Origin of the sequence: Yersinia intermedia (genome assembly GCF_900635455.1) — a bacterium.
Taxonomy (GTDB): domain Bacteria; phylum Pseudomonadota; class Gammaproteobacteria; order Enterobacterales; family Enterobacteriaceae; genus Yersinia; species Yersinia intermedia.
Window position 1 is genome coordinate 3,317,461 of record NZ_LR134116.1, and the last position, 23,958, is coordinate 3,341,418.

Sequence of the window (23,958 nt, forward strand, 5' to 3'; positions counted from 1 at the left end):
TATTAAGTTAATTAGAAAAGGAAAGTAAAAATGAATAAAATACCTCTGGCTTTGTTTTTATATGTTTTTTGCATTTCAGCTTATGCAGTGAAAGAAACGAGTTCAATTTCAGAAACAAATATTCCACCTGAAAGGAGCATGCAACATTCTGCGAGGAACAGTGAAACCTATACCTATATAAAGTGTGTCTATAGGAAAAACAAAGATAAAAAGTTTGATGCAACTTCATCCTGGGAATGGGGGCGAGCGGGTAATACAGCCAATAATTATGCTACAGTTAATGGTCATTGGTATTCCAGCGCCATTCTAGCTAATATGTTTTATACAAAAGCTAGCCACCAAGAAATAAAAAATGTTTGCATTAATACATTAAATAAGAAAGACATTAACTATAGTGATTTAATACCTTACGCATCTGATTACACTCTATCTTATTATTACTCATTCTGGAATGAAGGGAGTAATATTCCCTCAATCGAAGTTGGCAAAGCGAAACTGGATAGAATGGTTGTTTTCGGCGATAGTTTATCTGATACGATTAATGTTTATAACGGTTCTTATGGAACAGTGCCAAATAGTAATACATGGTTTTTAGGGCATTTTTCAAACGGACTTGTTTGGCATGAATACCTGAGTAAAAAGCATATCAAGGTGCCTGGCTACACATGGGCAACGGGCAATGCAGAGAGTGGCAGTAATCTTATATTCTCAGGATTTAGTCAGCAATTAGACTCATTTGAGTCTTATATGAAGAAATCTAATGGATATGATATTGGTCAAACTCTTTTTCTTGCTATGTTTGGCGGCAATGATTTTATCACGGGAAACAAACTACCTGATGATATTGTTAATAACTATAAAACCGCTTTAGTTCGATTGAAAAATCTGGGTGCCAAGCAGGTTGCGATATTTACTCTCCCTGATTTCTCAACTATCCCTGCGGTTAAGAACTGGAGCCAGTCCGAAAGAGATAAATTAAAAAATAAATCCATTGAGTTTAATACGAAACTAAACTTGTTAATAAACTCTTTAAAATCAACCTATCCTGATGTCAAATGGATTATGCCAGATTTAAATGCAGCTTTTGATAAAATAATCAAAAACCCCGCAAGTTTTAATTATGTAAACGCTAAAGATACTTGTCTGAATCTGAGAGATTCCAGTCTTGATTATATTGCAGGTGCATCACCTAAAGACGAGTGTAAAAATAGTAATGGAGCATTTATTTTCTGGGATAACATGCATACAACGACAAAAATGCATGAAGATATCAGTGATATCTTGGGTAATGAAATTAAATTCTTACTGTAAATGAGCGTTAGCAATATAAGTAACCGTTATGTAGAAATGGCGTATGTCCACTGTTGAGTGGCATACGCCTCTTTATATTATTATACCAGCTCAATGCCCGCCAACACGGTCTGTGCCTGACGGTAATCGCTTCCTCATCGGGTTTGTCGGCGCTGAGCGTAGCCAAAGTTGCGGTATTAGCACCCCACTTTTATCGATAGTAATCACTTCTGGCTCGCCATGATGGCAAATAGCTTTACGATCGTATTGCTGACAGCGGTGTGATCGCCTCGCAACAGGTAGTTAACGGGATTTTCCAGCGAGGCATTAGGTTAAATGCCTGCGTAGCTGGCTGAGCTTCCTGTATTTCTGTGGCGACATGCCAACATATTTGTGAAAGGAACTGTAAAAACGGCTGCTTGAGCGGAAGCCCGCCGTCAGAGCGATATCCAGTATGGTTTTATCCGTATCACTCAGCAGTGCCCTTACATGGTTGATACGCATCGCAGTGATGTATTGCTTCATGGTCAATTGCATCACGCGCTGGAAAATCCCCATAGCATAATTGGAATTGAGCTTGACGTGCTCAGCCACGCTGTCGATGGTCAGCGCCTGATCGTAGTTGTCTGCAATAAATCCCAGCATCTGGCTGACGTAAAACTGCGCGTGTCTGGAAACGCCATTCTTGTGGGTCCGGGCGGTTTTGTTGACCAGAATCGGCTGCCAGCCAGAAAGGCTAAATCGCTTGAGCATCAAACCGATCTCGTCAATCGCCAGTTGCCGGATTTGCTCATCGTCACTGGTGAGCTCAGCCTGCCAACGCTGCACTTCAAAGGCACTGATTTGATGGGCTGTATGCGATTTTACCACCATGCCGTGCGTAACATGGTTGATCAATTCCCGATCCAGCGGCCATGAGAGAAACAAGTGCATCGGTAAATTCAGGATTGCCATGTTACGGCAATCGCCGGGACGGATAAGCTGATGCGGTACACAAGCCCAGAACAGCGTGATGTGCCCCTGCTTAATCCGCACCACCTCATCGTTAATCAGATACTCCACATCGCTGTCAAAAGGCACATTCACTTCCACCTGACCATGCCAGTGGCTGGACGGCATGGCGTGCGGAGCACGAAGCTCAATGTCCATCCGCTGATAATCGGAATAGAGCGACAGCGGGCTGCGTGCCACAGGGTCGGTACTACTGCACATGTCGGGATCGGGCGCTAAAGCACGTACCACAGAGTTTTCCATAGCGATCGTTTTCCGGGGTTCCTGAATTATCAGAATAGTGGCACAGCAGAGGGAAACATGGCGCGATCGAAACCACATCCTGGCCTAGAGCATTGCTTTAATTTCCCCATATGCTCTGCTTTTTCCCTCTTTTTATCCCATAAACTCAGATTCCGAAGGCTGATACGCAGAATCTGAGTTTATGGGAATGCTAACTCAGGAACATGGAAGCGTTACCACTCCGCGTCATGCCACCATGGCGTTATCCCAACACGCCACTGGAGAACACACATGTCAGTCCCAAAAATCACTTTTATCGGCGCTGGCTCGACCATTTTTGTAAAAAATATCCTCGGCGATGTGTTTCATCGCCAGGCGTTTAAATCAGCCCATATCGCGCTCATGGACATTGACGCAACGCGCTTGGAAGAGTCGCACATTGTGGTGCGTAAACTGATGGACTCTGCCGGTGCCAATGGGCGTATCACTTGCCATACCGATCAGAAAGCGGCCCTCGACGCGGCGGATTTTGTGGTTGTCGCGTTTCAGATTGGTGGTTATGAACCCTGCACCGTCACTGACTTTGAAGTGTGTAAACGCCACGGTCTGGAACAGACTATCGCTGATACACTAGGCCCCGGCGGCATTATGCGTGCGCTGCGCACCATTCCACACCTGTGGCAGATATGCGTAGACATGACGGAAGTGTGCCCGAATGCCACCATGCTCAACTACGTTAACCCGATGGCGATGAACACCTGGGCGATGTTTGCCCGCTATCCGCAGATTAAGCAAGTCGGGCTCTGCCACTCCGTTCAGGGTACAGCGGAAGAACTGGCGCGCGATTTGAATATCGACGCCAGTGAATTACGCTATCGCAGCGCCGGGATCAATCATATGGCCTTTTACCTCGAACTGGAGAAAAAGGATGCCCACGGCCACTACCGCAGCATTTATCCAGACCTGCTGAATGCCTATGCCAGCGGCCAGGCACCGAAAGCAAACATTCACGGTAACCCGCGTTGCCAGAACATTGTGCGTTATGAAATGTTCAAAAAACTGGGCTACTTTGTGACGGAATCTTCAGAGCACTTTGCTGAATATACCCCGTGGTTTATCAAGCCGGGGCGTGCTGACCTGATCGAACGCTACAAAGTGCCGCTAGATGAATATCCGAAGCGCTGCGTGGAACAACTGGCGAACTGGCAGCGGGAGCTTGAGGAGTACAAAACGGCGGATCGTATTGAGATTAAGCAGTCCAACGAATACGCCAGCACCATCATGAACGCACTGTGGACCGGTGAACCCAACGTCATCTATGGCAACGTGCGTAACGATGGCCTGATCGATAACCTGCCGCAGGGGTGCTGCGTGGAAGTGGCCTGCCTGGTGGATGCCAACGGGATCCGCCCAACTAAAGTAGGCAAACTCCCCTCACATCTGGCCGCGCTGATGCAAACCAACATCAACGTGCAGACGCTGCTGACCGAAGCCATTCTGACTGAAAACAAAGAGTACGTTTACCATGCCGCCATGATGGACCCTCATACCGCAGCCGTGCTGAGTATCGAGGAGATTTATGCGCTGATTGACGATCTGATCACCGCTCATGGTGACTGGCTCCCTGCATGGCTGCACTGATAACACCTAGCGATCGTCGGGTGCCTAAGCGCCCGACTTCCCTTCACTAAAACAGAAGGCGGGCGCTGGCAACAGTGACCCTGTACCCTATGAGTGTTTCAATAACGACAAAGATCAGCTACGGTTTTGGCGCTTTCGGTAAAGACTTCGCCATTGGCATTGTTTACATGTACCTGATGTATTACTACACCGACATTGTCGGATTGTCGGTGGGCGTGGTCGGGACGTTATTCCTAATTGCGCGAATCTGGGACGCCCTCAACGACCCGATCATGGGCTGGATTGTTAACAATACCCGCACCCGCTGGGGGAAATTCAAACCCTGGATCCTGATTGGCACCATCACTAACTCTATCGTGCTTTTTCTGCTGTTCAGCGCCCACCACCTTGAGGGCACATCACAACTGATATTTGTCATCGTCACCTATATTCTCTGGGGCATGACTTATACCCTGATGGATATTCCTTTCTGGTCGCTAGTGCCGACGATTACGCTGGATAAACGCGAGCGCGAGGAACTGGTGCCTTACCCGCGCTTCTTCGCCAGCCTGGCTGGTTTTATTACCGCCGGAGTGACGCTGCCCTTCGTCAATTACGTGGGTGGGGCCGATCGCGGGCTTGGGTTTCAAATGTTTACCCTGATACTGATCGCTTTCTTCGTCGTCTCAACGTTTGTCACCTTGCGTAACGTCAAAGAGGTATATTCATCTGATAACACAGCGGAGGATACCAGCCGTATCAACCTGAGAACCATGATTGGGCTGATCTACAAAAACGATCAGCTGTCCTGCCTGCTCGGTATGGCACTGGCATACAACATCGCTTCCAACGTCATCACTGGTTTTGCGATTTACTACTTCACCTACGTGATTGGCGATGCGGCGCTCTTCCCCTATTACATGTCTTACGCGGGTGCGGCTAACTTGATCACCCTGCTCCTGTTCCCTCGCTTGGTGAAGACGCTGTCACGCCGTGCGCTGTGGGCTGGGGCTTCGATCATGCCGATTCTCGGCGGTGGGGTGCTGCTGGGAATTGCTACTGCGGGATATCACAACCTATGGCTTATCTCACTGGCGGGGGTGTTACTTAACATCGGTACTGCTCTGTTCTGGGTGTTGCAGGTGATCATGGTGGCCGATACCGTTGACTACGGCGAGTACAAACTTAACGTGCGCTGCGAGAGTATTGCCTACTCGGTGCAAACGCTGGTGGTAAAAGCCGGTTCGGCCTTGTCGGTGTTTTTTATCAGCATTGTGCTAGGCATCGTCGGCTATATTCCTAATGCTGCACAATCACCAGAGACGATCGTCGGCATGCAGTTCATCATGATCGCCCTGCCTGCGCTTTTTTTCTGCGTGACGCTGTTTATTTACTTCCGGCTTTATAAGCTGAACGGCGATTTTCAGCACAAAATCCAGACTCATCTGCAGGCTAAATATAGCCAAACATCTGATAAACCTGTACTGGAAACAGGCCACATTCTGTTGCCTGAAGCTGAGGCAAAGGGATGATCATGGAGTGGATTTCGCTTATCGGCTACCTAGCGGCCAGCCTGACAACGCTCTCTTTTCTGCCGCAGGCCATCAAGGTGATCTCAACCCGCAATACCCAGGGCATCTCTTTGCTGATGTACGGCATGTTCGTCGCGGGTTTGCTGCTATGGCTGATTTATGGTGTGTTGATCAGCAATATGGCCGTCAGCCTGGCGAACCTACTGACGTTACTGTTCGCCCTACCGATTCTGGTGATTAAGTACCAGAATCGTTAAACCACCCACGTTTATTCTTGGGTATTCAGTTTCAGTATAAGGGGTTCCACGCCGGAATCCCTGATTTGTCTACGATCAGCAATAACCGCGTTGTCACACAAACGACCAATTGAGTGACAATCACTAAATGATGATTCAGACGTTAAAAGCCGTCACGTTCCCCCCTTCCTTTGTACACACGACAGAGGATAAACAAATGAACTATACCGACTCGTCAAAACGATCAACATAACAAATTATCGCTCTTGTTGGCATTGTTGCGACTCTGCTTGATTTTAATCAACCCATCAAAACACAACGTACGATTACCCTATCTAATTTAATGAGTGCAGCACTCGCCAGCTTCTTTTTGGCGCAATAACGCGCGAATAACGCCCTGATAGGATTTTTATTATGATGAAACGTAACTCTGAATTAACCGCGTCGCAGGAGCGTTATTTGGCGATAGCCACAGACACTTTACTGTCGCCAAAACAGAAAGCGAATTTTTTGGCGCTTGAAGCGGAAAACAGCATTCCGTATCTCTCTCTCAGCGCCGAAACCGAAAAAGCGCTCAGCGAGCGCGTAATTTGTGATATGTACGAAGGCCATGCGCCGTACAAACCGCGTTATGTTCTGCCTGATTATGCCCGTTTCTTGCAGCAAGGCTCTGCCTATCTGGAGTTAGCGCCCGCCGAAGATTTCGATGATGCACTCAATCAACTGACAATCCTGTATCACCACGTACCATCAGTGACGGGCTTACCGGTCTTCTTGGGGTATCTCGACCGTTTATTGATGCCGTATACCGAAGGTTACAGCGAAGAGCAGCTTTATCAGAAATTAAAACGTTTTTGGATCATGCTCGACAGAACTTTGCCCGATGCCTTTATGCACGCCAACATTGGGCCTGATGACAATATTATCTGCCGCCTGATTTTACGCATCGATGCCGAATTGAAACAGGTTGCTCCTAACCTGACCTTTATGTATCACCCTGAGCGCACGCCGGGATCCTTATTTTTACAGGTAATAGAAAACATCTGCGAATGCAGCAAACCACATATTGCGAATGATATTGTTCATTCAGCGGCATTTGATGATATCGGTTACGGCGTGGTGAGTTGTTATAACTCATTGCCGATAGCGGGTGGTGGCAGTACGTTATCGCGCATTAATTTACGCGAAGTGGCACTACGCAGTGAATGCGCGGATGATTTTCTATCACACCAGCTACCTAAATACTGTGGGATCCAAATGGAACTCATTGAGCGCAGAACCGAATTTTTGTATGAAGATTCTCAGTTCTTCCAAACCAGTTTTCTCGTGCAAGAAGGGCTGATCAAACCCGAACGTTTCGCCCCGATGTTTGGTATTTATGGCATGGCCGAAGCGGTGAATATTCTAATGGAAAAAGACGGCATTGAGGCGAGTTATGAACCGGGATCACCGGCGCTAGCGTTGGCGTATCAGATCAGTGCGCAGTTGGATGACTATGTGATAAGCACGCCCGTGAAATACGGCTTAAATCACCGCGCCATGTTACATGCCCAATCGGGCATTAGTTCAGACAAAGATACTACGCCGGGCGTGCGCCTTCCTTATGGCGAAGAGCCGGATCCTGTTTCACATATTATGGCGGTGGCACCGCATCACCGTTATTACACCTCCGGGATCAGTGACATTCTTACCGTAGACGAAACTATCAAACAGAATCCGCTGGCGATGCTGCAATTGTGCAAGGGTGCATTTAGCCAAGGCATGCGCGAATTTACAGCGAACGTCGCGAGTAACGATTTAGTGCGCGTAACGGGATATATGGTGCGTTTGTCAGATATTCAGAAATTCAAAGAAGCGGGTTCACGGATTAACACCACATGGTTAGGGGATGAAGCCGCCGCAAACTGCAATATTTTGGGTCGTCAGCCACGGGTTATCAGTCGTGAACAATCGATGCGCTACGATAAATAAAATCCTACCGTTTTCCTGTGTGGACGGCCCCGGCAACCGGTTAGTGCTCTTTTTACAAGGGTGTAATTTGTGGTGCCAGAATTGCCACAACCCCTATACCATGCGGTTGTGCGATGATTGTGGGGACTGTGTTGTCACCTGTCCCCACGGGGCATTGTCATTCTCTGATGATGGCAAGGTTGTGTGGGCAAAAGAGTACTGTCAGCAGTGTGATACATGCTTACAAACCTGTACTAAAAACGCCAGCCCGATGACACTGCATTACAGCGTTGATACTGTGCTGGCGATAATCCGCCATTATGTGGCTTTTTTAAACGGTATCACGATCAGCGGTGGTGAAGCGACGCTGCAATTACCGTTTATTAGCGCGCTTTTTTCTGCAATAAAACAGTCTACAGACCTATGCCATTTAACCTGTTTCATCGACAGCAATGGCTATCTCTCTGAAACCGGTTGGCACAAAGTTTTGCCTTATGCAGATGGCATGATGATTGATTTAAAAGCGTGGCGTCCGCAACGTGCACTCATCTTAACGGGTCGCGATAACCAACGGGTTATCGACAGCATCCGGTTATTAGCAACCGCGAATAAACTGTACGAAGTGCGGCTATTGTATATTCCAGAACACACGGACTATCTGGCGCATATTGATGAATTATCAGCATTTTTAATCACGCTCCCCGACACGGTGAGAATTAAGATTAATGCCTTTCAAACCCACGGTGTGACAGGGGATGCCTCACACTGGCCGACAGCTGAAAAAATAGATGTCGAGCACTTTGCTCAATTACTGCGAGAACGGGGCGTGAACAACCTACATTTGCCGAGTGTTTATCTTTGATGTGATTTGGTGTTGGCTTTCAGTACCAGAATGCCTTAATTTTCTTTTTTGCGGATTTCGGTAACGGGCGTACCACTAATAGCCAAGGCGATCAGGGCGATATTGCATAACACAAAGAGCATCACCGCCGATCAGTTTGTGACGTAAGCCCCGCCGATACGGAGTGTGCATAAAGTGTTTCCTATTATTTATTTGGCTGGAGCATATTATGCTGTCGTCATCCTGCCAGCAGGTTAGTGGGGCTATCACCAAAAAGTGTCCCGCATGTTGTTCAGGATATTTCCAGTACCAGTGTATGGTTCTGCGGTCCTTCGGGATTTGCTAAAGCGTTACGTAGTGAGTTCACTGCAATGGGATTAAATGATAATGATTTTCATGTAGAACGCTTTGAAATGCGTTGAAATTCCCACATGAAAGGTATCTTCGCCAGTAGTTCCGGGAACGCATACTTCTCTCAGGCGAGATCATTAAACGCACGTCGAGTAATATACTGTTTTTATGTTGGTATCTGGCTCACGCCCTAAGTCTTCACTTTAGTGCCACCCTTACCGTATGCTTACTGTAAGCCAAGAAATTGCGTGACGACCCACACTCCGAACTGGAGTAAGATTAGGAACTTCACTTACTCATTCAAGATTTTGATAAATTTCCTCCTCCTGAGCAAAGTGCAAGCGCAAAATGGCATCCAAACCGTATAAAACGCGCTGCAATTCAGTTATTGTCTCCGCTTTCGGGCTCCTATCCGGCGGTATTGCCTTGATGATACGCTTTAGTCGTCGGCCCAACTCAAAGATTTCTCTGTGAGTACGACTCATAGCCGCCATAGGATCGTCTCCCCCCAAGAGCTCGGCAAGAACCGGATACACATCGGTGTCATCGGATCGTTCATGAGGAAATAACTTTTCTTGTAACATTACATCCAATTCCACCGCAGCTTGTCTGACTTGGGCTGGTGCTATCATACTCAGTTCTGTTGTGAAATAAGTCAGGTACTCTAGCACTGGAGCGAGAGCCAAGTGATCATCCCGTAGAGTCTGTAATTGGGTTGCAGATAAAGTGTGACGGCTGACGCGCAGTGGCGCAATATTAAGCGCGCGTAACGCGTTCAAAATAACTGCAACGTCAATCACTTCCTGTAGCAATGCGCCGTAGAGCGGCGGAAGATAGCCGAATGCTGCAATCAGCATCGCGACTGCAGACATCCCCATTCCGGCAATAACACTTTGTAATGCGATTAAACGTGTCAGACGTGCCGTATGGAGCGCTTCAGCAAGGCGGTCAAGCCGATCCACCAAAAGCACGACATCTGCAGCCTCGGACGATGCCGCCGCTCCGCGAACCCCCATGGAGACACCCACATCGGCTGCAGCCAGAGCTGGTGCATCATTCACGCCATCACCAACCATCATAGTGATCCCCAAGGAACGGCCCGACTCGATTGCGACTTGTTTTCCCGCAGGGGTCTGCTCAGCTTGTACCTCGTCGACACCCACTGCTGCACCAATAGTGTCGGCGATTTGCTGATTATCGCCAGTGAGCATTACTATGCGCTTGATTCCAGCCCTACGCAGCAAACGCAAAGCGCGTGGAGTTTCAACCCGGATCTGGTCCGCCAGATGCAGAGCTCCGGCGATTTCTCCATCCAGTGCCACAAATACCGCTGCACCGCCGTCTTCGGCGACCTCCTGCAGAAACGCATACGCCCATTCGGGGGATGATGCACGCGCAGAGACGAACTCGTAAGAGCCGATTGCAACCTGTTTCCCATCGAGTATACCGCTGAGGCCAGATCCCCCTTGCTCCTGAACTGCTGTAGGGAGCGACAAGGACAGGCCACGTTCGCGCGCGGCGTCGACTACTGCGCTAGCAATCACGTGCCCGGACATCTGATCCATCGATGCCGCGACAACCAGCACGCTATTAGGGTTGACACTGCTACTGGTTTTGATCGAAACCAGACGCGCCCGTCCGCCAGTTAATGTTCCTGTCTTGTCAAAAAATAATATTCTGGCCTGTGCGAGTTGCTCCAAAGCACCACCGCCCTTGATCAGAACACCACGCTTCGCACATATCGACATACCCGACACAATGGCGATCGGGACAGAGAGGATGAGAGGACAAGGTGTTGCTACCACGAGCACCGCCAACGCACGCACCGGATCATCGCTCAAAAACCAGGCGGCTCCAGCCACTGCCAGCGACAGGGGGACAAACCACAACGCATAGCGGTCTGCCAAGCGGGATGCGGGTGCCTTGGAGCTTTGAGCTGCAGAAACAAGTCGGATAATACCGGCGAAGGTACTTTCGTCCGCTTTGGCCGTCGCAAGCATTTCAAAAGGAGCTCCGGCATTTAATACGCCACTGCGCAGAGCATCACCCTCTCGGCGTTCAACCGGTGTAGACTCACCACTCAGCATGGATTCATCCAAAACAGCTAGTGCAGAGGATAAACGGCCATCAACGGGAACGGTATCTCCACTGCGCACCAGAAGTCGGTCGCCCTGAATCACTTGTTCCAGCAGGATCTGAACAAACCCGCCATTCTCAAACCGGTTGGCTGTTCTGGGAGCCTTTGCCAGCAAAGCTGACATTTCTCGCCCGGCACGACGCTGCGCAAAACTCTCCAGGGCTCTGCCACTGGCTAACATGACTGCAATCACCGCTCCCGTAAGGTATTCGTCAAGAGCAATGGCACCGCTGATGGAAATTAAAGCCAGCATGTCGACACCTGCCTCACGCCTGACAAGTGCTCGCAATGTGTCATAGAGTAACAGAGCCAACGCCGGAGCAGAGCCACCGATCCAAACCCAATGAGCTATTTCCCGATTGCCCCCCCAGAATAAACCAAGGCCACAAAGAAGTGCGGCCCCGGATACAGCAAATACAAACAAGTTAGCGGACCAAAATTGTTTCATGATGCAAAACCCCTGTTATTCAGGTCTATAAGGGAAAGCTCAGGCTACTCTGACCCTGCCCCAAGATTAGATACAACACTCAGTTAGTAATGTCGGAAGTTCCTAGATCTGCTTTTAAAACCAACTAGATACCGCGCCAGCCGTCGATCACGCGTCCCAACTTGCTCAAACTTGGTTAAACATGATTACATGTCAATCATACTCAACGTTCCATTTCTGCCCCATTACGCCCCCCATAGGCATCCTTGCCAAACTCTCCAAATCACTCCGGTGCTGCCAGCCAATCAATGTCAGGAACGATCACCTCATATCGGATACAATGTGATCAATAACTGGTTATGGTGCTAGTTCTTACTTACTTGATGTGATAAAGCTTCTGATTTAGCCCTACCTCGATAACGATATTTAATCCATGCATTTCGAATGAATGCATTTATTGGTTTTTCGTAACATTTAAATATAATTATTGATGAAAAAAGTGAAATACAGAATGCTACTATTATATAGAAAAATAATTCTCTTACATTATTAGCTGATGGATTCATAACCTCAGTTAGTTTTGCAATAACCATCCAGTGAAGCATGTAAAATGAAAATGAAGCCTCTCCGAGAAGAATCAATAGCTTGTTAGATAGCAAATTTGACAACACCCCTGAATTGAAAGAAAACGCCATTACTAAAAATGCCATGCATGGTATAAATAAGAAATCATAACGAATATTCATATCACTGATGTAATTAGTTGAAATGTACATAGTTAGCGCAACAAATAGCAATGAAGAAATTTCCATTACTGTTCCTAATTTTTTGCCAGGTAAAAATTCACTATGTAAGAAAAGTCTGCACAAAAGAATACCAATAATAAAGTCGCATATCCTGAATAATGGATTCACATAAAATAGCCAATGCCCAGAAACAATCTCAGGAGGGTTGAAAATATAATAAACATTAAAAGCTTGGATAACCAAAAGTAAAATAAACAATCGACTTGTGCTAAAACCTACAAGGAAACAGAATGCCATATAAAAGAACACCTCACATGATATGCTCCATGACACCGGATTAAATGAAAAATAATATGCTGTATCAGGTATAAATGAATTAACCAAGAAAATATTTGATACAAGTGATAACTTATTAACAGCGTCAAAGTTAACAAAGTAACCAAATAGACTAAGAACTAGAAATAGCGCTAACAAATGAACAGGAAATAGCCTACAGACTCTGAATACAATAAAGTCCTTATAGTCGAACCTGCCACTTTCAATATGCCGCTTAAAACTATAGTTTATTATAAATCCAGATAGAATATAAAAGAAAGTAACACCAGTGTAACCGTTAAAAAAATATCTTGCCGCAAATTGCACTTCTGGTATGTTTGATGTCCCAAGCAAGCCAAGGTGGTGTAGAAAAACGCCTAACGCAGCAAAAAACCTAAGCGACGTAAGACTTTCAATTATAAATGATTTCTTTGACATTAATCCGTCTCGGTGTTTGACATTTCCGTGAAGGTTAATTTTATTCATCGGCAATGTCAAACCACTTAACTTACGTTTGTTTAAAGCTCTTGTACGTCAGCAAGGTTAGTAATTGTCCATGTTGACTTTTGAGAGCCATTAACTCCTATCATTCTAACTTTTAATCCATTACCACTAGCTGACGGAGAAGCTAGGTTAGAAAGGTTTTGTTTCGCCCAGTCACCGCCAATAAATACTACGCTCATTTCAACAACCCCATTATCTATACTTATCATGGGAGTTAAAACTACTGAATTCTGCTGATCAATTGTTTGGAATGTATTAACGACTAGAGAAGGCCTGAATGATGGGTCACCTTGAATAGTAGCTCTAAGCTGCCCACCTTTATTAAACTCCGTTGCACATGTATTTATTACTATTGAGTATGGGTTTGTAAAACTAAATGCCCAACAGGTAGTTTCTCCCTGCATTGGAGTGCAGTTTTCAGCTGTGCAATTTGTCATTGTGGTATATTGCATTCCTGATAGTTGAAAAACAATCTGATAACCACTGACTTGAACTAACCTCATATCCATTGAAGTTCCTATCACCCTAACCAGCCCCGCCCTATAATCCTCAAAAAGAACGCCACAATATCCTTTTCCTACATATCGCGGGAAGCCAAGCATTTCCATTACACCAGAAAATAGAACATATGACATGCATCCTATATAGGCACAGTCAAAAGCACATTGACGAACGACAGGAGCTGCGGCCTTACCAAAAAAAAGACCATAATGTGGACGTATTGAATCAACGTTATCTGCGGTAAGACTGTACCTCCTGAACATACACCCAGTTAAAGTTACGTGCGCTGTGAAACTATCCATACTTGAATCTCTAAGATCCCAATTATTTGGAACAAACCCAGCCAGAGCATCTACAGGAAGTACAGTTTTCCATTCTTCTTGTAGTTAAAAACATTATTAGTTGTTTTGTAAAATACTGTACTTTCCGCCTTTCCATGACCCCTTATACCCATGTTGTTATATAATGGCACCATCTCACTATTGTGAATATCTCCCGCAGGAGCTTCAATAATTATTCGAGTTGCACGCGCACAGTCAGTAGCTCTTGTAATAGCTTCTGCGTTGTCAGTTATTCCATCAGCCTTACCCCCCAGAACTGCATGTCATAAGCCGTGAAAATTAATGCGCTTCCAGGCTAACTATCCTGTTGCTGGCTTAATGACAATGCCGCCATCATCTGGTAGCGCAGAGGTATTATCAAAAGACTCAAAGAACCCACCTGCGGTATGTTTCTGTATTACTGTAGTGCTATAAGATGAAGCGACAAACACAATCTGCCCCGCTGCTGACGGAATCTGTGCTCGTAACTTGGCAAGGTTTAGAAAACGCCCCAGTTCATTGAAGCCTGTTTTAGCCACAAGCCTATCCTGCGTTCCTTTGAGGCTATCAAGTGCTACAGACATGCTACTGCCTCAAACGACCCAGTGACTATCTCACGTGCCTTATCGGGATACTTGGCGCATATCTTGCCGAACTCAGAAACATGCAGATAACGCAGTGTGCCGCCACGGAATGAAGTGCTGATGTAGAGCGAGCCGCCTTTGTTAAATACCAACTCACCCGCTGAATCATTACTTGCCGGATTGGTTGCTTTGATTTCATCGGGCAACTTGTCGTAGGCGTATTTCACCTTTTCGCGAAACAGCCTCCTGGCGTCATTCAGTGTATGGGCTACGATGGCTGACAAAAGATGAGGCTGTAACCTTAATCAATTGTATGCCAGAGAACGCTAAAACGGGCAAGGCAATTGGCGTAGCTCTGAACGATATGTCATGCAAGGTATTACGTGAACAGATAGGCCGACACTCAAGATATGTGTTTGTCCACACCTCGGCATGGCACCGGTCGGATGGAACAAAAACCGATGAGGTTAGGAAAATGCGTGTCGATGATAATACAGCATGGAGAACTGGATTAAAGCGCTCAGGAATCACTGATTTCCGTTTTTACGATTTGCGGCACACTTGGGCAAGTTGGTTAGTTCAAGCTGGGGTCCCACTATCAGCACTTCAGGAAATGGGAGGATGGGAAAGCATCGAAATGGTCCGTCGATATGCTCACTTGTCGCCAAACCACCTAACTGAGCATGCGCGTAAAATTGACGAAGTAATGGGGATTAATGTCACTAATCTGGCACTTTTAAAAAAGGTTGCTGATAATTAGGGGGTGAATAGATGGTAACTAATTAATTTTTATGGAAACAACAGGATTCAAACCTGTGACCTATGGCTTAGAAACTCCTAGATCTACCTTTAAAATCAACTAGATACCGCGCCAGCCGTCGATCACACGTCCCAACTTGCGCAAACTTGGTTAAACATGATTACAGTCAATTATACTCAGCGTCCCATTTTTGCCCCATTACCCCATCCTACCTCAATAGGCATCCTTCCCCACCTATCATTCCCGCGCTTATAGGACAACATGTTATCAATAGCTGATCAGGAGCCTCTCAAGTGCTAAACTCAGCAATCACTTAAAATCACTCTTATTGACAAATGCTTAAGCTCTTTTCCAGATACATATCTGTGGGTGTTGTAAATACGGCCATTCACTGGATGGTTTTTGCTATCATTTTCTACGGCGTAAGGGACGACCAAGTGTTAAGCAACTTCACTGCGTTCTGTGTGGCCGTAACTTTTTCTTTCTTCGCAAATGCTCGCTTCACATTCAAGGCCCAAACCACGACCATTAGATATATGCTTTACATCGGGTTTATGGGGGCACTTAGCTCTGCTACCGGCTGGGCTTCCGAATCGCGTGGGCTACCACCAATTTTTACCCTAGTAGCATTCTCAGCTATCAGTCTAGTTTGCGGATTTTTCTATTCTAAATATATCGTTTTCCGGAGTGAACAAAATTGAAAATATCGTTAGTTGTTCCTGTCTTCAATGAAGAGGATGCGATACCTATTTTTTATAAAGCCGTTCGTGAATACGATCCTCTAAAAGAGTATGAAGTTGAGATTGTGTTCATCAATGATGGCAGCAAAGATTCAACTGAAAATATTATTAATGCGCTAGCTATTTCAGATAAATTAGTTAAACCATTAAGTTTTACCCGTAACTTCGGCAAAGAGCCTGCTCTATTTGCTGGACTAAACCATGCCACTGGCGATGCTATCATCCCTATTGATGTTGATTTACAAGATCCAATTGAAGTCATCCAGCTTCTCATTGAGAAGTGGAGAGATGGTGCGGATATGGTATTAGCTAAACGCACTGATCGCTCAACTGATGGGCATTTAAAGAGAAAGTCTGCCGAAATGTTTTATAAGCTACACAACAAAATCAGCACGCCGAAAATTGAAGAAAATGTGGGTGACTTCCGCTTGATGTCGCGTGAAACAGTTGAGAACATTAAACAACTTCCAGAACGCAACCTATTCATGAAAGGTATCTTGTCGTGGGTTGGAGGCCGGACGGAGGTTGTTGAATATTCTCGCGCCGAACGCTGCGCAGGCGAATCTAAATTTAATGGGTGGAAACTATGGAATCTCGCACTTGAGGGAATAACTAGCTTCTCAACATTCCCACTTCGCATATGGACATATATAGGTCTTGGCGTGTCTGCCTTTGCTTTTCTATACGCAGCATGGATGGTTGTCGATAAGCTTATTTGGGGGAATCCTGTTCCAGGCTACCCGTCACTTTTAGTCTCTATATTATTTTTGGGTGGCATACAGCTTATCGGTATTGGGGTGCTAGGTGAGTACATAGGTAGAATATATGTAGAGACAAAGCAAAGACCAAAATACCTATTGAAAGGGACAAAAAGTGTTAAGTAAAATTAATTATAAACCAATGATACCTCTATGGGTAATTGGCATTATTTACATCCTTCCAATACTGCTTACTAACAGCTCATATTATGATGATATTGGAAGGTCTGTTTATGGATATTTCTCATGGGGAATTGATGGCAGGCCGCTTTCTGATTTTATATTTAAGACATTAGATCTAGGTGCTCCTGCCACTGATATATCGCCTTTCCCTCAAATTATATCTATGCTGATAATGACAAGCTTATGCTATTTAATGCACAGATATCTTAATCCTGATCATAGATATGGATGGCTTGTTTTTACACCAATATTTCTTAGCCCATTTTTCATCCAGAACTTCGCGTTTCGTTTCGATTCGCTTTCCATGTCGCTGTCTGTGGCAATTAGTGCTATTCCTCTATTCTTTATGAAGTCTGGAAAGATAAAGTTATTTGCATATTCTGCCATTTGTGTATTTTCTTCTCTATGTTTGTATCAAGCATCACTCAGCGTTTTTGTTGCAGTAGTATGTTTTCATGTTATTTTCTCCATCAAAAAAGAAGAGGATTCTTACAAAACCATTTTAGAATCTATTGTTGCTACTGCTGGAATGGCTGTGGGATATCTATTCTATTTGAAAATAATCATTCCGATATTTGTAACCAGTGATTATGCTAACGGATACAACCAAATTATTGGCAACGTGGATGAGTTAAAAGGCAATATTTTAATTACAGTAAATATATTACGATCTTTCTTTGCAGGTTTTATTGCAAAAGTGTTTCTGTTTGTATTTTTACTTTCACTTTTCGGGCTTATGGTTCTTATCATAAAGGTGTACAAGTCAGAGGGTAATCTGGCAAATAAAGCCGTGAAATTAATGCTTATCATCTTAAGCATTGGAGTAATGATGCTGTGCATCCCTGGGCCGGGGTTAGCCCTAAAGGGAATGCCTACCGGCCCTCGAGTCTTTATAGGGTTTGGTTTTGCTATTTCTTTAATGTTTGCTTTAATATCATTCATTTCAAAAAGGCATCAAAGTAAACTTAATTCCATTTACTGTATTATTATTGTTATTTCTTTCTCATATATGGCTACATTTTCAAATGCAATGAAATCACAAGATAGGCTCACAGATAGAATTATCAACGGTATAACGAATGACATCAATAAAGTTGGTAACAAAGAAGTAAAAACAATAACTATAGACGGAAACTCTCCTTACTCAGCGGCAGCTGATAAAGCTATACAAAAATTCCCACTATTGAAGCAAATTATTCCATCTTATTTTGATGGCCCACTCGCGTGGGGAATTGTGAAAATGACTGAAATATATTCTGGTAAAGATCAGCCATCCCCTCCACGTCAAAATGAAATAATTTCGACGATATGTAATATGCAGTTAGTCACAGATGCTGGTTTATACAAAACATATTTTAACAAAGGAGATCTTGTAGTCTCTTTCACGGACAGAGATTGCAAATAAAAAAGGCCCTTTCGGGCCTTACTCAAGCTAAACGAGTAAAAACACCGCTGCTGGTTGTAGTCCAGTCCTCTCCTCCGGCATTGATAATTACTACTTTTGCGTTAGTACCAGAAACAATGGGGACAGTATTATTAGCTTTTGTCGAGTCGCGGGATAAGTCGCCACCAATAAATGTAACTCTTAGCGTCCCAACGTTGTCGCTATCTACTCTATAAATTGCAGTCGCGGCAACAGAGTTTTCCTGTCCAATAGGCAAATATCCATTAACTGTCAAAGTCCTAGTAAAGCTTGGGTTTGCAGCGGATTTCACGGTTATTTGCCCCCCTTTAACAGATTCTGTCGCGCAACCGGTCATGGTGATACCGTACGGATCGGTAAAGCTGAAGGAGTAACAGATAGTTTCGCTGGGTAACTGAGCATGCGCGTAAAATTGACGAGGTAATGGGGATTAATGTCACTAATCTGGCACTTTTAAAAAAGGTTGCTGATAATTAGGGGGTAAATATAGGCCCCTACAGGAGTGGGATTAAACGCATAACATACTGTTAAATAAATACATTTACCAAGTTCGATTTTCGAGATACCCCCAATGATACCCCCAAATAATTTTCCTTCCCCAAACCTGTACAAATAAATTACCAAGAATCGTGAAAGACGGTATTTGCTATCAGAATGATTTCATATCATCGCACTTCATTTTAATGGTTGTTATTTGACCACCAATTTAATAGTTGATTATGGATTCATAATCGCAAATAAAATTTCTCTATATATAACCAGAAAGTGGTCGGTTCGGTAGGTTCAGTCGGTTCACGGACTTATTTATTTGATATATAACATAAATTAATTTTAAATTGAACCGACCCACGGTAGGTTCATCTATCAAGGAAGTCGGTTCAGCAACCATGAAATTTATTGCTATATACAAACGGGTCTTCCCCTGTTGTGGTGGCAAAGCGCCTTTACGACATCCTGAATGCAATGAAAAACCGAGTATCGAACGGCAATGCGGAGTCTCTAAACAGTAAAATACGGCTAATCAGGATCAAATCAAGAGGCTTCAGGAATAAAAAACGGTTCAAACTGGGAGTGCTGTTCCACTATGGAAAGTTGGATATGAGGTATTGAACGAGCGGAATAAGCAACCAAAACTAGGCTGCTTATTAATTTACTCAAAGTGGATGAATAACTTCTACTTCATGCTGAAAAACATATGGATCCGACAATAAGCAAAATTTATCATCGTCGCGGTAGGTGACAGCTACATGGTAGTCGTTACCCGCAAAAGCTTTAACCGCCTCAATATCTTCCCAATATGTTGCAAGGAAAAAATGTTCCCAGCTTCCTTGGGTAACTCTTTTTACAAAAGCACCTTTGTTACCCTCGATCCCCTGAGAATGTCTCACACCAGTTAAATCAAGATGTGCAGCGAAATCCTCAGCATGTTCAAGCGGTACACATCCATGCCATGTCCTTACGATCATTATTCTTCTCCAGCAAAAGTTGGACTAATAACTTAACTGAAAAAGACAGGGTCGATCAAAACATATCCGTGAACCCACTATGATCGGGGAAGACCCATGCAAACACAGTTAAATAAAAGTTAAATCTTGAGAGGGATTTATGCTGCGTGTCGAAGTAACGATAGATAAGCTGAACGCGAAGAGTTTTCCGGCTGGCTACACCAACGCACTTACTGAAGAGCTAACGAATCGTCTCAGTCGTAAATTTAGCGATGTTGACGTGAAAGTCAGGTTTGCAGGTGCCGATGGGTTAACAGTACTGGGTGGGGCCAGCGAGGATGAGGGTACAGTCGAAGAGATTTTGAAGGATACGTGGGAAAGTGCTGATGATTGGTTTCAGCCTTAAACTACTCCCGCCAGGCTGGTGACCTACCGGCCATTATCTCCCTGATATATCCCCAGTATTTGTGCTACAACTTATTTGATCTATGATGCTTAAGGGAAATTAAAGCTCCGTGGCACTAAAAGGGGTCAGTCAACCTATGGGGCAATATGAAAATTAATAGTACCTTATCGGCTGCTGCCATCATTGTTGCAGTTGTGTCGTTTGGCTTTCTGGTGTTTGATTTGTTGACTAGGTAGCTAACGACTAGCCTGTAGATAGGCAAGGAAGATAGATGAAAGAGTATGTAGTTCCTGGAATCTTAGTCTTGGCTACTGTTATAACTATTTCCGCAGTAGTAGCTATCACCATAGCCTTACTGGGCAATGGGATAAAAATTGGTGATATGACTTACTACCTCAGCTAGCCCATAGAGGGGTGGGTGATTTTGTTAGATTTACATCGACGCGAAAATGTTAATTTATAATTTCCTAGCATAAAAATAAGGATTTAGGATGGAAAAGCTTTGCTTCCCTCCCCTCCTTCCTCCCGGATTTCATGATTTGAATGATGCTGAAATCAAGACGCTATGTGTTGATGCATTCCCGAAATCCGCCAGAAGGAGTATGCTATACTGTAATTACATACAGCTCATGAGTGATGTTAGGAGTTTAAACCAGCAATTTAAATGTTTTTTAGAGCTATGGGTAGATGGTTCATTCACAACGGAAAAGCCCGAGCCTGACGATATTGATATATTGTTAGTTATTGATTTCGACCAACTGAATCTTATTCCAGTAATGTTCCATCCGCAAATAGAGTGCATACTCAACAGGAAGTACATTAAGAATAACTATCATATTGACCTTCTTTTGTTGTATAAAAATTGCCCACGAAGTGATTATGATGAAGATAGAATGCATTGGCGTGGTGTGTTTTGCCATGATAGAGAGGATACCCCTAAAGGGGTGGCGAGGTTGTCACTATGAACGATAATAAAGATATGATTTCACTAAAGAAACGTATTAAGTTCGTTCAAAATAAACTCGACTCGATATCATCTGCCAAGGATATGACATTTGCAGATCGCATCATGTTAAATAACATGGATGCTTATATGAGCGACCTCCAAGCAGAGCAACGCGCGTTGGACATTCGTCATCCACTACTTGATTTCATGGAATTGCGATTAAAAGGTTCAATCGTTGACCTAGGAACTGTGCCACTTGAAATTATGGGCATAATCACTAGCAATTTAGCTGCAATGGTTCAGCGAGCAACGCACAAACTATCTTCAGGCAGGGATTCACATAAAGTTCCTTATAGTATAAAAAGCTCATTAAATATGCGACTTGCTGAGCTTTCTCCTGGATCCACTAGGCTTGGACTTACATTTTCAACGGGGCAATGTGAACTAGTTGAAACCGTATCTAGTAAAGCAATTAAAGAAATCATTAACTTACTGGATGCAGTTGACGCTACTACAATGATGAATCAGGTCGCAGAAATTGGATTCAACTCGGCCCAAAGTTTGAAAAAAATCGTAGAAGAGTGCGATAAAAATCATATTGATTTTGATTTATCATGGATTGGCCCATTTAGTGATGGAAATCGTAAGGTTTCTGTTAATTCCACAAAGATAAAAATGCTAAGTGACCGCCTAGCTGCCACAACTATTTCCTCTCCGGTCATAGAAACTATTGTTGGTGAGCTAGCTTCACTATCAAAATATGGCAAGCTTGAAATTGAAGTAGATGGTGAAAAGATACGAGCATCATTCCCTGTAGATATGCTGGAAAATATACAGAAAAAACACAAGGTTGGTAAGAAGTTATCTCTTGTTGTTGAAGTTACTGATATTAATAATGATAACCTTGGGTTACACAGAAAAAACTATTTTGTGAAATCATTCAATTAATACTTCGCCCCCCTAACCCGGCCCCGCAGCCGGGTTTTATTACTTCCTAGCCAGCGCTTCCACCACAGCCCTCATCGCCTCTTCTGTAGTCTCTGAACGCTTTATCTTTTTATTAGCTAATGATGTCCTCAACACTCCCACAATAACAGCATGCTTTGGCTCCTGACCAAGATCACGCATCTCAAGCACCACCTTCCCCACTACTCGGCACATTTCGTTATATAGCGCGTCTGAATCTTTTGTGCTCATAGCCGCTCCTATCTCAATTTCACCAAATTTAGCACAACTATCATCGTTTTCACTCAATAGCGGAAAAGAACAGGCCGGGCCATTAAGCCCGGTTTTGTATTTTATACTTTGGGAGATTACATCAGATATCAGGCCGAGTTAGCTTAATAAAACCAGCCGCTCCACTGAGTGCATTTATTCATATTGAGTAAGTAAACCGACCTTCCATATTACACTCAGTTAAACGTCACCAACATTTCTGCAGCAGCATCTACTGACCCAGTCGGAAGCGAACTGCCCCCCGAGCATAAACGCCACGTTACCTGATTACTGGTGGTCTGGCTTGCTTGTGTACTGGTGATGTTACCCACTTTTAGCTGGGTGTTATCAAAGGGCAGCCCGGTGGTTGCACTGCAACTACCACTGCCGGTGACACCATTATTAATCTCGCCGGTAATATAGCCACCGCCCTGACTGAGCGCCAGGCGGCTTGGCGTACCTCCGTACAGGCCAGTGAGTGCCCGGAACTGCACGTTGATATTGGCCGTAATACCCGCCGAGCTGTCTTGCGTGCACTGGGCTATCAATGAATTGGTCCGGGTACTGAGTTCAGCACCGCTCTGGAGATTAATAGCGACCGTGCCAAAATCAATCTGAGTGGGGGTACTGACTATACACTCCAGTGTCGAAACTCGTATTGTCGTGCTCTTTGAAAAGATAGCTTTAAAATCCCTATAACCATTCCCTACCGTGGTGAAGTTCACATTAGATAATAAAATATTACTCTGGCTAGTTTGCGTGCCGTCAGCCACAATCACCCATGTTCCTGTCGTTGTCGCATTGATATACGTGCTGGCCTTATAGAAATTACTGATGTTGGACATTCTGGGGGCTAAACACCAGGCGAGGCCCATAAGTGGATTCGTTATCACCGCACCACTTGACGTCGTGGCTTGTGTACTCGGCAACCCAATAGTCCCACTGAGCGTCTCTGGCGTGTTGTTCGCCAGCACATAATCGGCCGTGACGGTTGCCCGGGGAATTATCCCAAGCCCCGGGGCTATCTTGAACACTTTATACCCAGCAATGGTCGTCAGCGAACTGTCCGACACACACGAACTTACCGATAAACTCGTGGGGTTAATATATATACTATCGTAGGCATATAAATCTGGGTTGGGGAAACTGGACGTGGTGGTGGGGACTCTATTGGTGGCGCTAAATGGCATCCCCTCCCACACGATGCCACTGCCTTTACCAATGGTAATTGTGTCCGCTAAAGCAGAATGCCCTATTAACATCATCATAAGAGTAAGTAGCTTTAGACTCTTCATTCTATATTCTTCCGCTCCAGGGGAAATTTTAAAAGTCAATAATGACGGGTAGCTAAATCCCCCCGTAATGAAAATCAGTTATATGCAAATGTAAACCAGATAGGCACGCTAACTCAAAATCAGAATGTCATAATGATAACAATATTATAAAAAAAATATATTTGAGCATTTTTTAGCCAAAAATATAGATTTTCATATCG

The 23,958-nt window shown here is 44.6% G+C and carries 22 protein-coding genes and 4 pseudogenes; 15 read left to right on the forward strand and 11 right to left on the reverse strand.

Features of this window, described 5'->3' with window-relative positions:
• Positions 1 to 30 precede the first annotated feature (30 nt).
• Positions 31 to 1,311 carry an SGNH/GDSL hydrolase family protein gene (locus tag EL015_RS15230; RefSeq protein ID WP_005182577.1) on the forward strand — a complete coding sequence of 427 codons (1,281 nt, stop codon included), beginning with the start codon at positions 31 to 33 and terminating at the stop codon, positions 1,309 to 1,311.
• Positions 1,312 to 1,345: 34 nt separating this feature from the next.
• Here EL015_RS15230 and EL015_RS22215 read toward each other — a convergent pair.
• Both EL015_RS22215 and melR read right to left on the reverse strand, forming a co-directional pair.
• Positions 1,346 to 1,551, reverse strand: a pseudogene (locus EL015_RS22215) (IS6 family transposase); the annotation flags it as partial.
• Positions 1,552 to 1,617: 66 nt separating this feature from the next.
• Positions 1,618 to 2,544 (reverse strand): transcriptional regulator MelR, encoded by a 927-nt coding sequence (melR, locus tag EL015_RS15240; protein WP_005182576.1) that lies wholly within the window; start codon positions 2,542 to 2,544, stop codon positions 1,618 to 1,620.
• A 270-nt stretch (positions 2,545 to 2,814) separates the two neighbouring features.
• Between melR and melA the strand changes: the two genes are divergently transcribed.
• The 5 genes from melA to EL015_RS15265 all read left to right on the forward strand — a co-directional run bounded on the left by melA (position 2,815) and on the right by EL015_RS15265 (position 8,723).
• Complete coding sequence (gene melA, locus EL015_RS15245; protein ID WP_005182573.1) at positions 2,815 to 4,164, forward strand: alpha-glucosidase/alpha-galactosidase; 1,350 nt, start codon at positions 2,815 to 2,817, stop codon at positions 4,162 to 4,164.
• Positions 4,165 to 4,253: 89 nt separating this feature from the next.
• The gene (gene melB / locus EL015_RS15250) at positions 4,254 to 5,675 is read left to right on the forward strand and encodes a melibiose:sodium transporter MelB (protein WP_005182571.1); all 1,422 of its coding nucleotides are present in this window, start codon (positions 4,254 to 4,256) and stop codon (positions 5,673 to 5,675) included.
• 2 nt (positions 5,676 to 5,677) lie between these two features.
• Positions 5,678 to 5,932 carry a SemiSWEET transporter gene (locus tag EL015_RS15255; protein WP_005182570.1) on the forward strand — a complete coding sequence of 85 codons (255 nt, stop codon included), beginning with the start codon at positions 5,678 to 5,680 and terminating at the stop codon, positions 5,930 to 5,932.
• Positions 5,933 to 6,328: 396 nt separating this feature from the next.
• Positions 6,329 to 7,882, forward strand: coding sequence for a YjjI family glycine radical enzyme (locus EL015_RS15260; protein ID WP_032905755.1), 1,554 nt, complete (start codon positions 6,329 to 6,331; stop codon positions 7,880 to 7,882).
• Entirely contained in the window at positions 7,854 to 8,723 is an 870-nt protein-coding gene (locus EL015_RS15265) for a YjjW family glycine radical enzyme activase (RefSeq protein ID WP_032905690.1), read from the forward strand. Before EL015_RS15260 ends, EL015_RS15265 begins: the two co-directional genes overlap by 29 nt.
• A 626-nt stretch (positions 8,724 to 9,349) precedes the next feature.
• Here EL015_RS15265 and EL015_RS15270 read toward each other — a convergent pair.
• The 5 genes and pseudogenes from EL015_RS15270 to EL015_RS15290 form a co-directional block, all read right to left on the reverse strand.
• Positions 9,350 to 11,638: a heavy metal translocating P-type ATPase gene (locus EL015_RS15270; protein WP_005182566.1), complete on the reverse strand. Its 2,289-nt coding sequence runs from the start codon at positions 11,636 to 11,638 to the stop codon at positions 9,350 to 9,352.
• 344 nt (positions 11,639 to 11,982) lie between these two features.
• Complete coding sequence (locus EL015_RS15275; RefSeq protein WP_032905688.1) at positions 11,983 to 13,116, reverse strand: acyltransferase family protein; 1,134 nt, start codon at positions 13,114 to 13,116, stop codon at positions 11,983 to 11,985.
• Between the two features lie 80 nt (positions 13,117 to 13,196).
• A complete protein-coding gene (locus EL015_RS15280) occupies positions 13,197 to 13,817 on the reverse strand; it encodes a hypothetical protein (protein WP_126286793.1) in 621 nt (206 codons plus the stop codon).
• A gap of 506 nt (positions 13,818 to 14,323) precedes the next feature.
• A complete protein-coding gene (locus EL015_RS15285) occupies positions 14,324 to 14,587 on the reverse strand; it encodes a hypothetical protein (protein WP_050413729.1) in 264 nt (87 codons plus the stop codon).
• Positions 14,587 to 14,865, reverse strand: a pseudogene (locus EL015_RS15290) (terminase); the annotation flags it as partial. The gene EL015_RS15285 and the pseudogene EL015_RS15290, both read right to left, overlap by 1 nt.
• Here EL015_RS15290 and EL015_RS15295 point away from each other — a divergent pair.
• The 4 genes and pseudogenes from EL015_RS15295 to EL015_RS15310 all read left to right on the forward strand — a co-directional run.
• Positions 14,856 to 15,347: pseudogene (locus EL015_RS15295) on the forward strand (site-specific integrase); the annotation flags it as partial. The pseudogenes EL015_RS15290 and EL015_RS15295 sit on opposite strands and share 10 nt — an antisense overlap.
• 335 nt (positions 15,348 to 15,682) lie before the next feature.
• Positions 15,683 to 16,048, forward strand: coding sequence for a GtrA family protein (locus tag EL015_RS15300; protein WP_032905686.1), 366 nt, complete (start codon positions 15,683 to 15,685; stop codon positions 16,046 to 16,048).
• A complete protein-coding gene (locus tag EL015_RS15305) occupies positions 16,045 to 16,971 on the forward strand; it encodes a glycosyltransferase family 2 protein (protein WP_005182556.1) in 927 nt (308 codons plus the stop codon). The genes EL015_RS15300 and EL015_RS15305 overlap by 4 nt, the downstream gene beginning before the upstream one ends.
• Positions 16,961 to 18,433, forward strand: a complete 1,473-nt coding sequence (locus tag EL015_RS15310; RefSeq protein WP_126286794.1) for a glucosyltransferase domain-containing protein — start codon at positions 16,961 to 16,963, stop codon at positions 18,431 to 18,433. Before EL015_RS15305 ends, EL015_RS15310 begins: the two co-directional genes overlap by 11 nt.
• 22 nt (positions 18,434 to 18,455) lie before the next feature.
• On the opposite strand, the gene EL015_RS15315 is transcribed toward EL015_RS15310, so the two are convergent.
• On the reverse strand, positions 18,456 to 18,788 hold the full coding sequence (locus tag EL015_RS15315) for a hypothetical protein (protein WP_032905685.1): 333 nt from the start codon (positions 18,786 to 18,788) through the stop codon (positions 18,456 to 18,458).
• 593 nt (positions 18,789 to 19,381) lie between these two features.
• Here EL015_RS15315 and EL015_RS15320 point away from each other — a divergent pair.
• Positions 19,382 to 19,561: pseudogene (locus tag EL015_RS15320) on the forward strand (transposase); the annotation flags it as partial.
• A gap of 44 nt (positions 19,562 to 19,605) precedes the next feature.
• Here the strand turns inward: EL015_RS15320 and EL015_RS15325 are convergent.
• Complete coding sequence (locus EL015_RS15325; protein WP_032905681.1) at positions 19,606 to 19,917, reverse strand: hypothetical protein; 312 nt, start codon at positions 19,915 to 19,917, stop codon at positions 19,606 to 19,608.
• 142 nt (positions 19,918 to 20,059) lie between these two features.
• Between EL015_RS15325 and EL015_RS15330 the strand changes: the two genes are divergently transcribed.
• From EL015_RS15330 to EL015_RS15340, 4 genes are all read left to right on the forward strand, one after another.
• Positions 20,060 to 20,302, forward strand: coding sequence for a DinI-like family protein (locus EL015_RS15330; RefSeq protein ID WP_032905751.1), 243 nt, complete (start codon positions 20,060 to 20,062; stop codon positions 20,300 to 20,302).
• A 271-nt stretch (positions 20,303 to 20,573) separates the two neighbouring features.
• Positions 20,574 to 20,705 carry a hypothetical protein gene (locus tag EL015_RS22050; RefSeq protein ID WP_269057139.1) on the forward strand — a complete coding sequence of 44 codons (132 nt, stop codon included), beginning with the start codon at positions 20,574 to 20,576 and terminating at the stop codon, positions 20,703 to 20,705.
• A gap of 88 nt (positions 20,706 to 20,793) precedes the next feature.
• Positions 20,794 to 21,267, forward strand: coding sequence for a DUF6932 family protein (locus tag EL015_RS15335; RefSeq protein WP_032905676.1), 474 nt, complete (start codon positions 20,794 to 20,796; stop codon positions 21,265 to 21,267).
• Positions 21,264 to 22,196, forward strand: coding sequence for a hypothetical protein (locus EL015_RS15340; protein ID WP_005182549.1), 933 nt, complete (start codon positions 21,264 to 21,266; stop codon positions 22,194 to 22,196). Before EL015_RS15335 ends, EL015_RS15340 begins: the two co-directional genes overlap by 4 nt.
• Before the next feature lie 39 nt (positions 22,197 to 22,235).
• Here EL015_RS15340 and fumD read toward each other — a convergent pair whose 3' ends face one another.
• The gene (gene fumD, locus EL015_RS15345) at positions 22,236 to 22,445 is read right to left on the reverse strand and encodes a fumarate hydratase FumD (protein ID WP_032905675.1); all 210 of its coding nucleotides are present in this window, start codon (positions 22,443 to 22,445) and stop codon (positions 22,236 to 22,238) included.
• A 215-nt stretch (positions 22,446 to 22,660) separates the two neighbouring features.
• A complete protein-coding gene (locus EL015_RS15350) occupies positions 22,661 to 23,497 on the reverse strand; it encodes an adhesin (RefSeq protein ID WP_241971661.1) in 837 nt (278 codons plus the stop codon).
• Positions 23,498 to 23,958 lie beyond the last annotated feature (461 nt).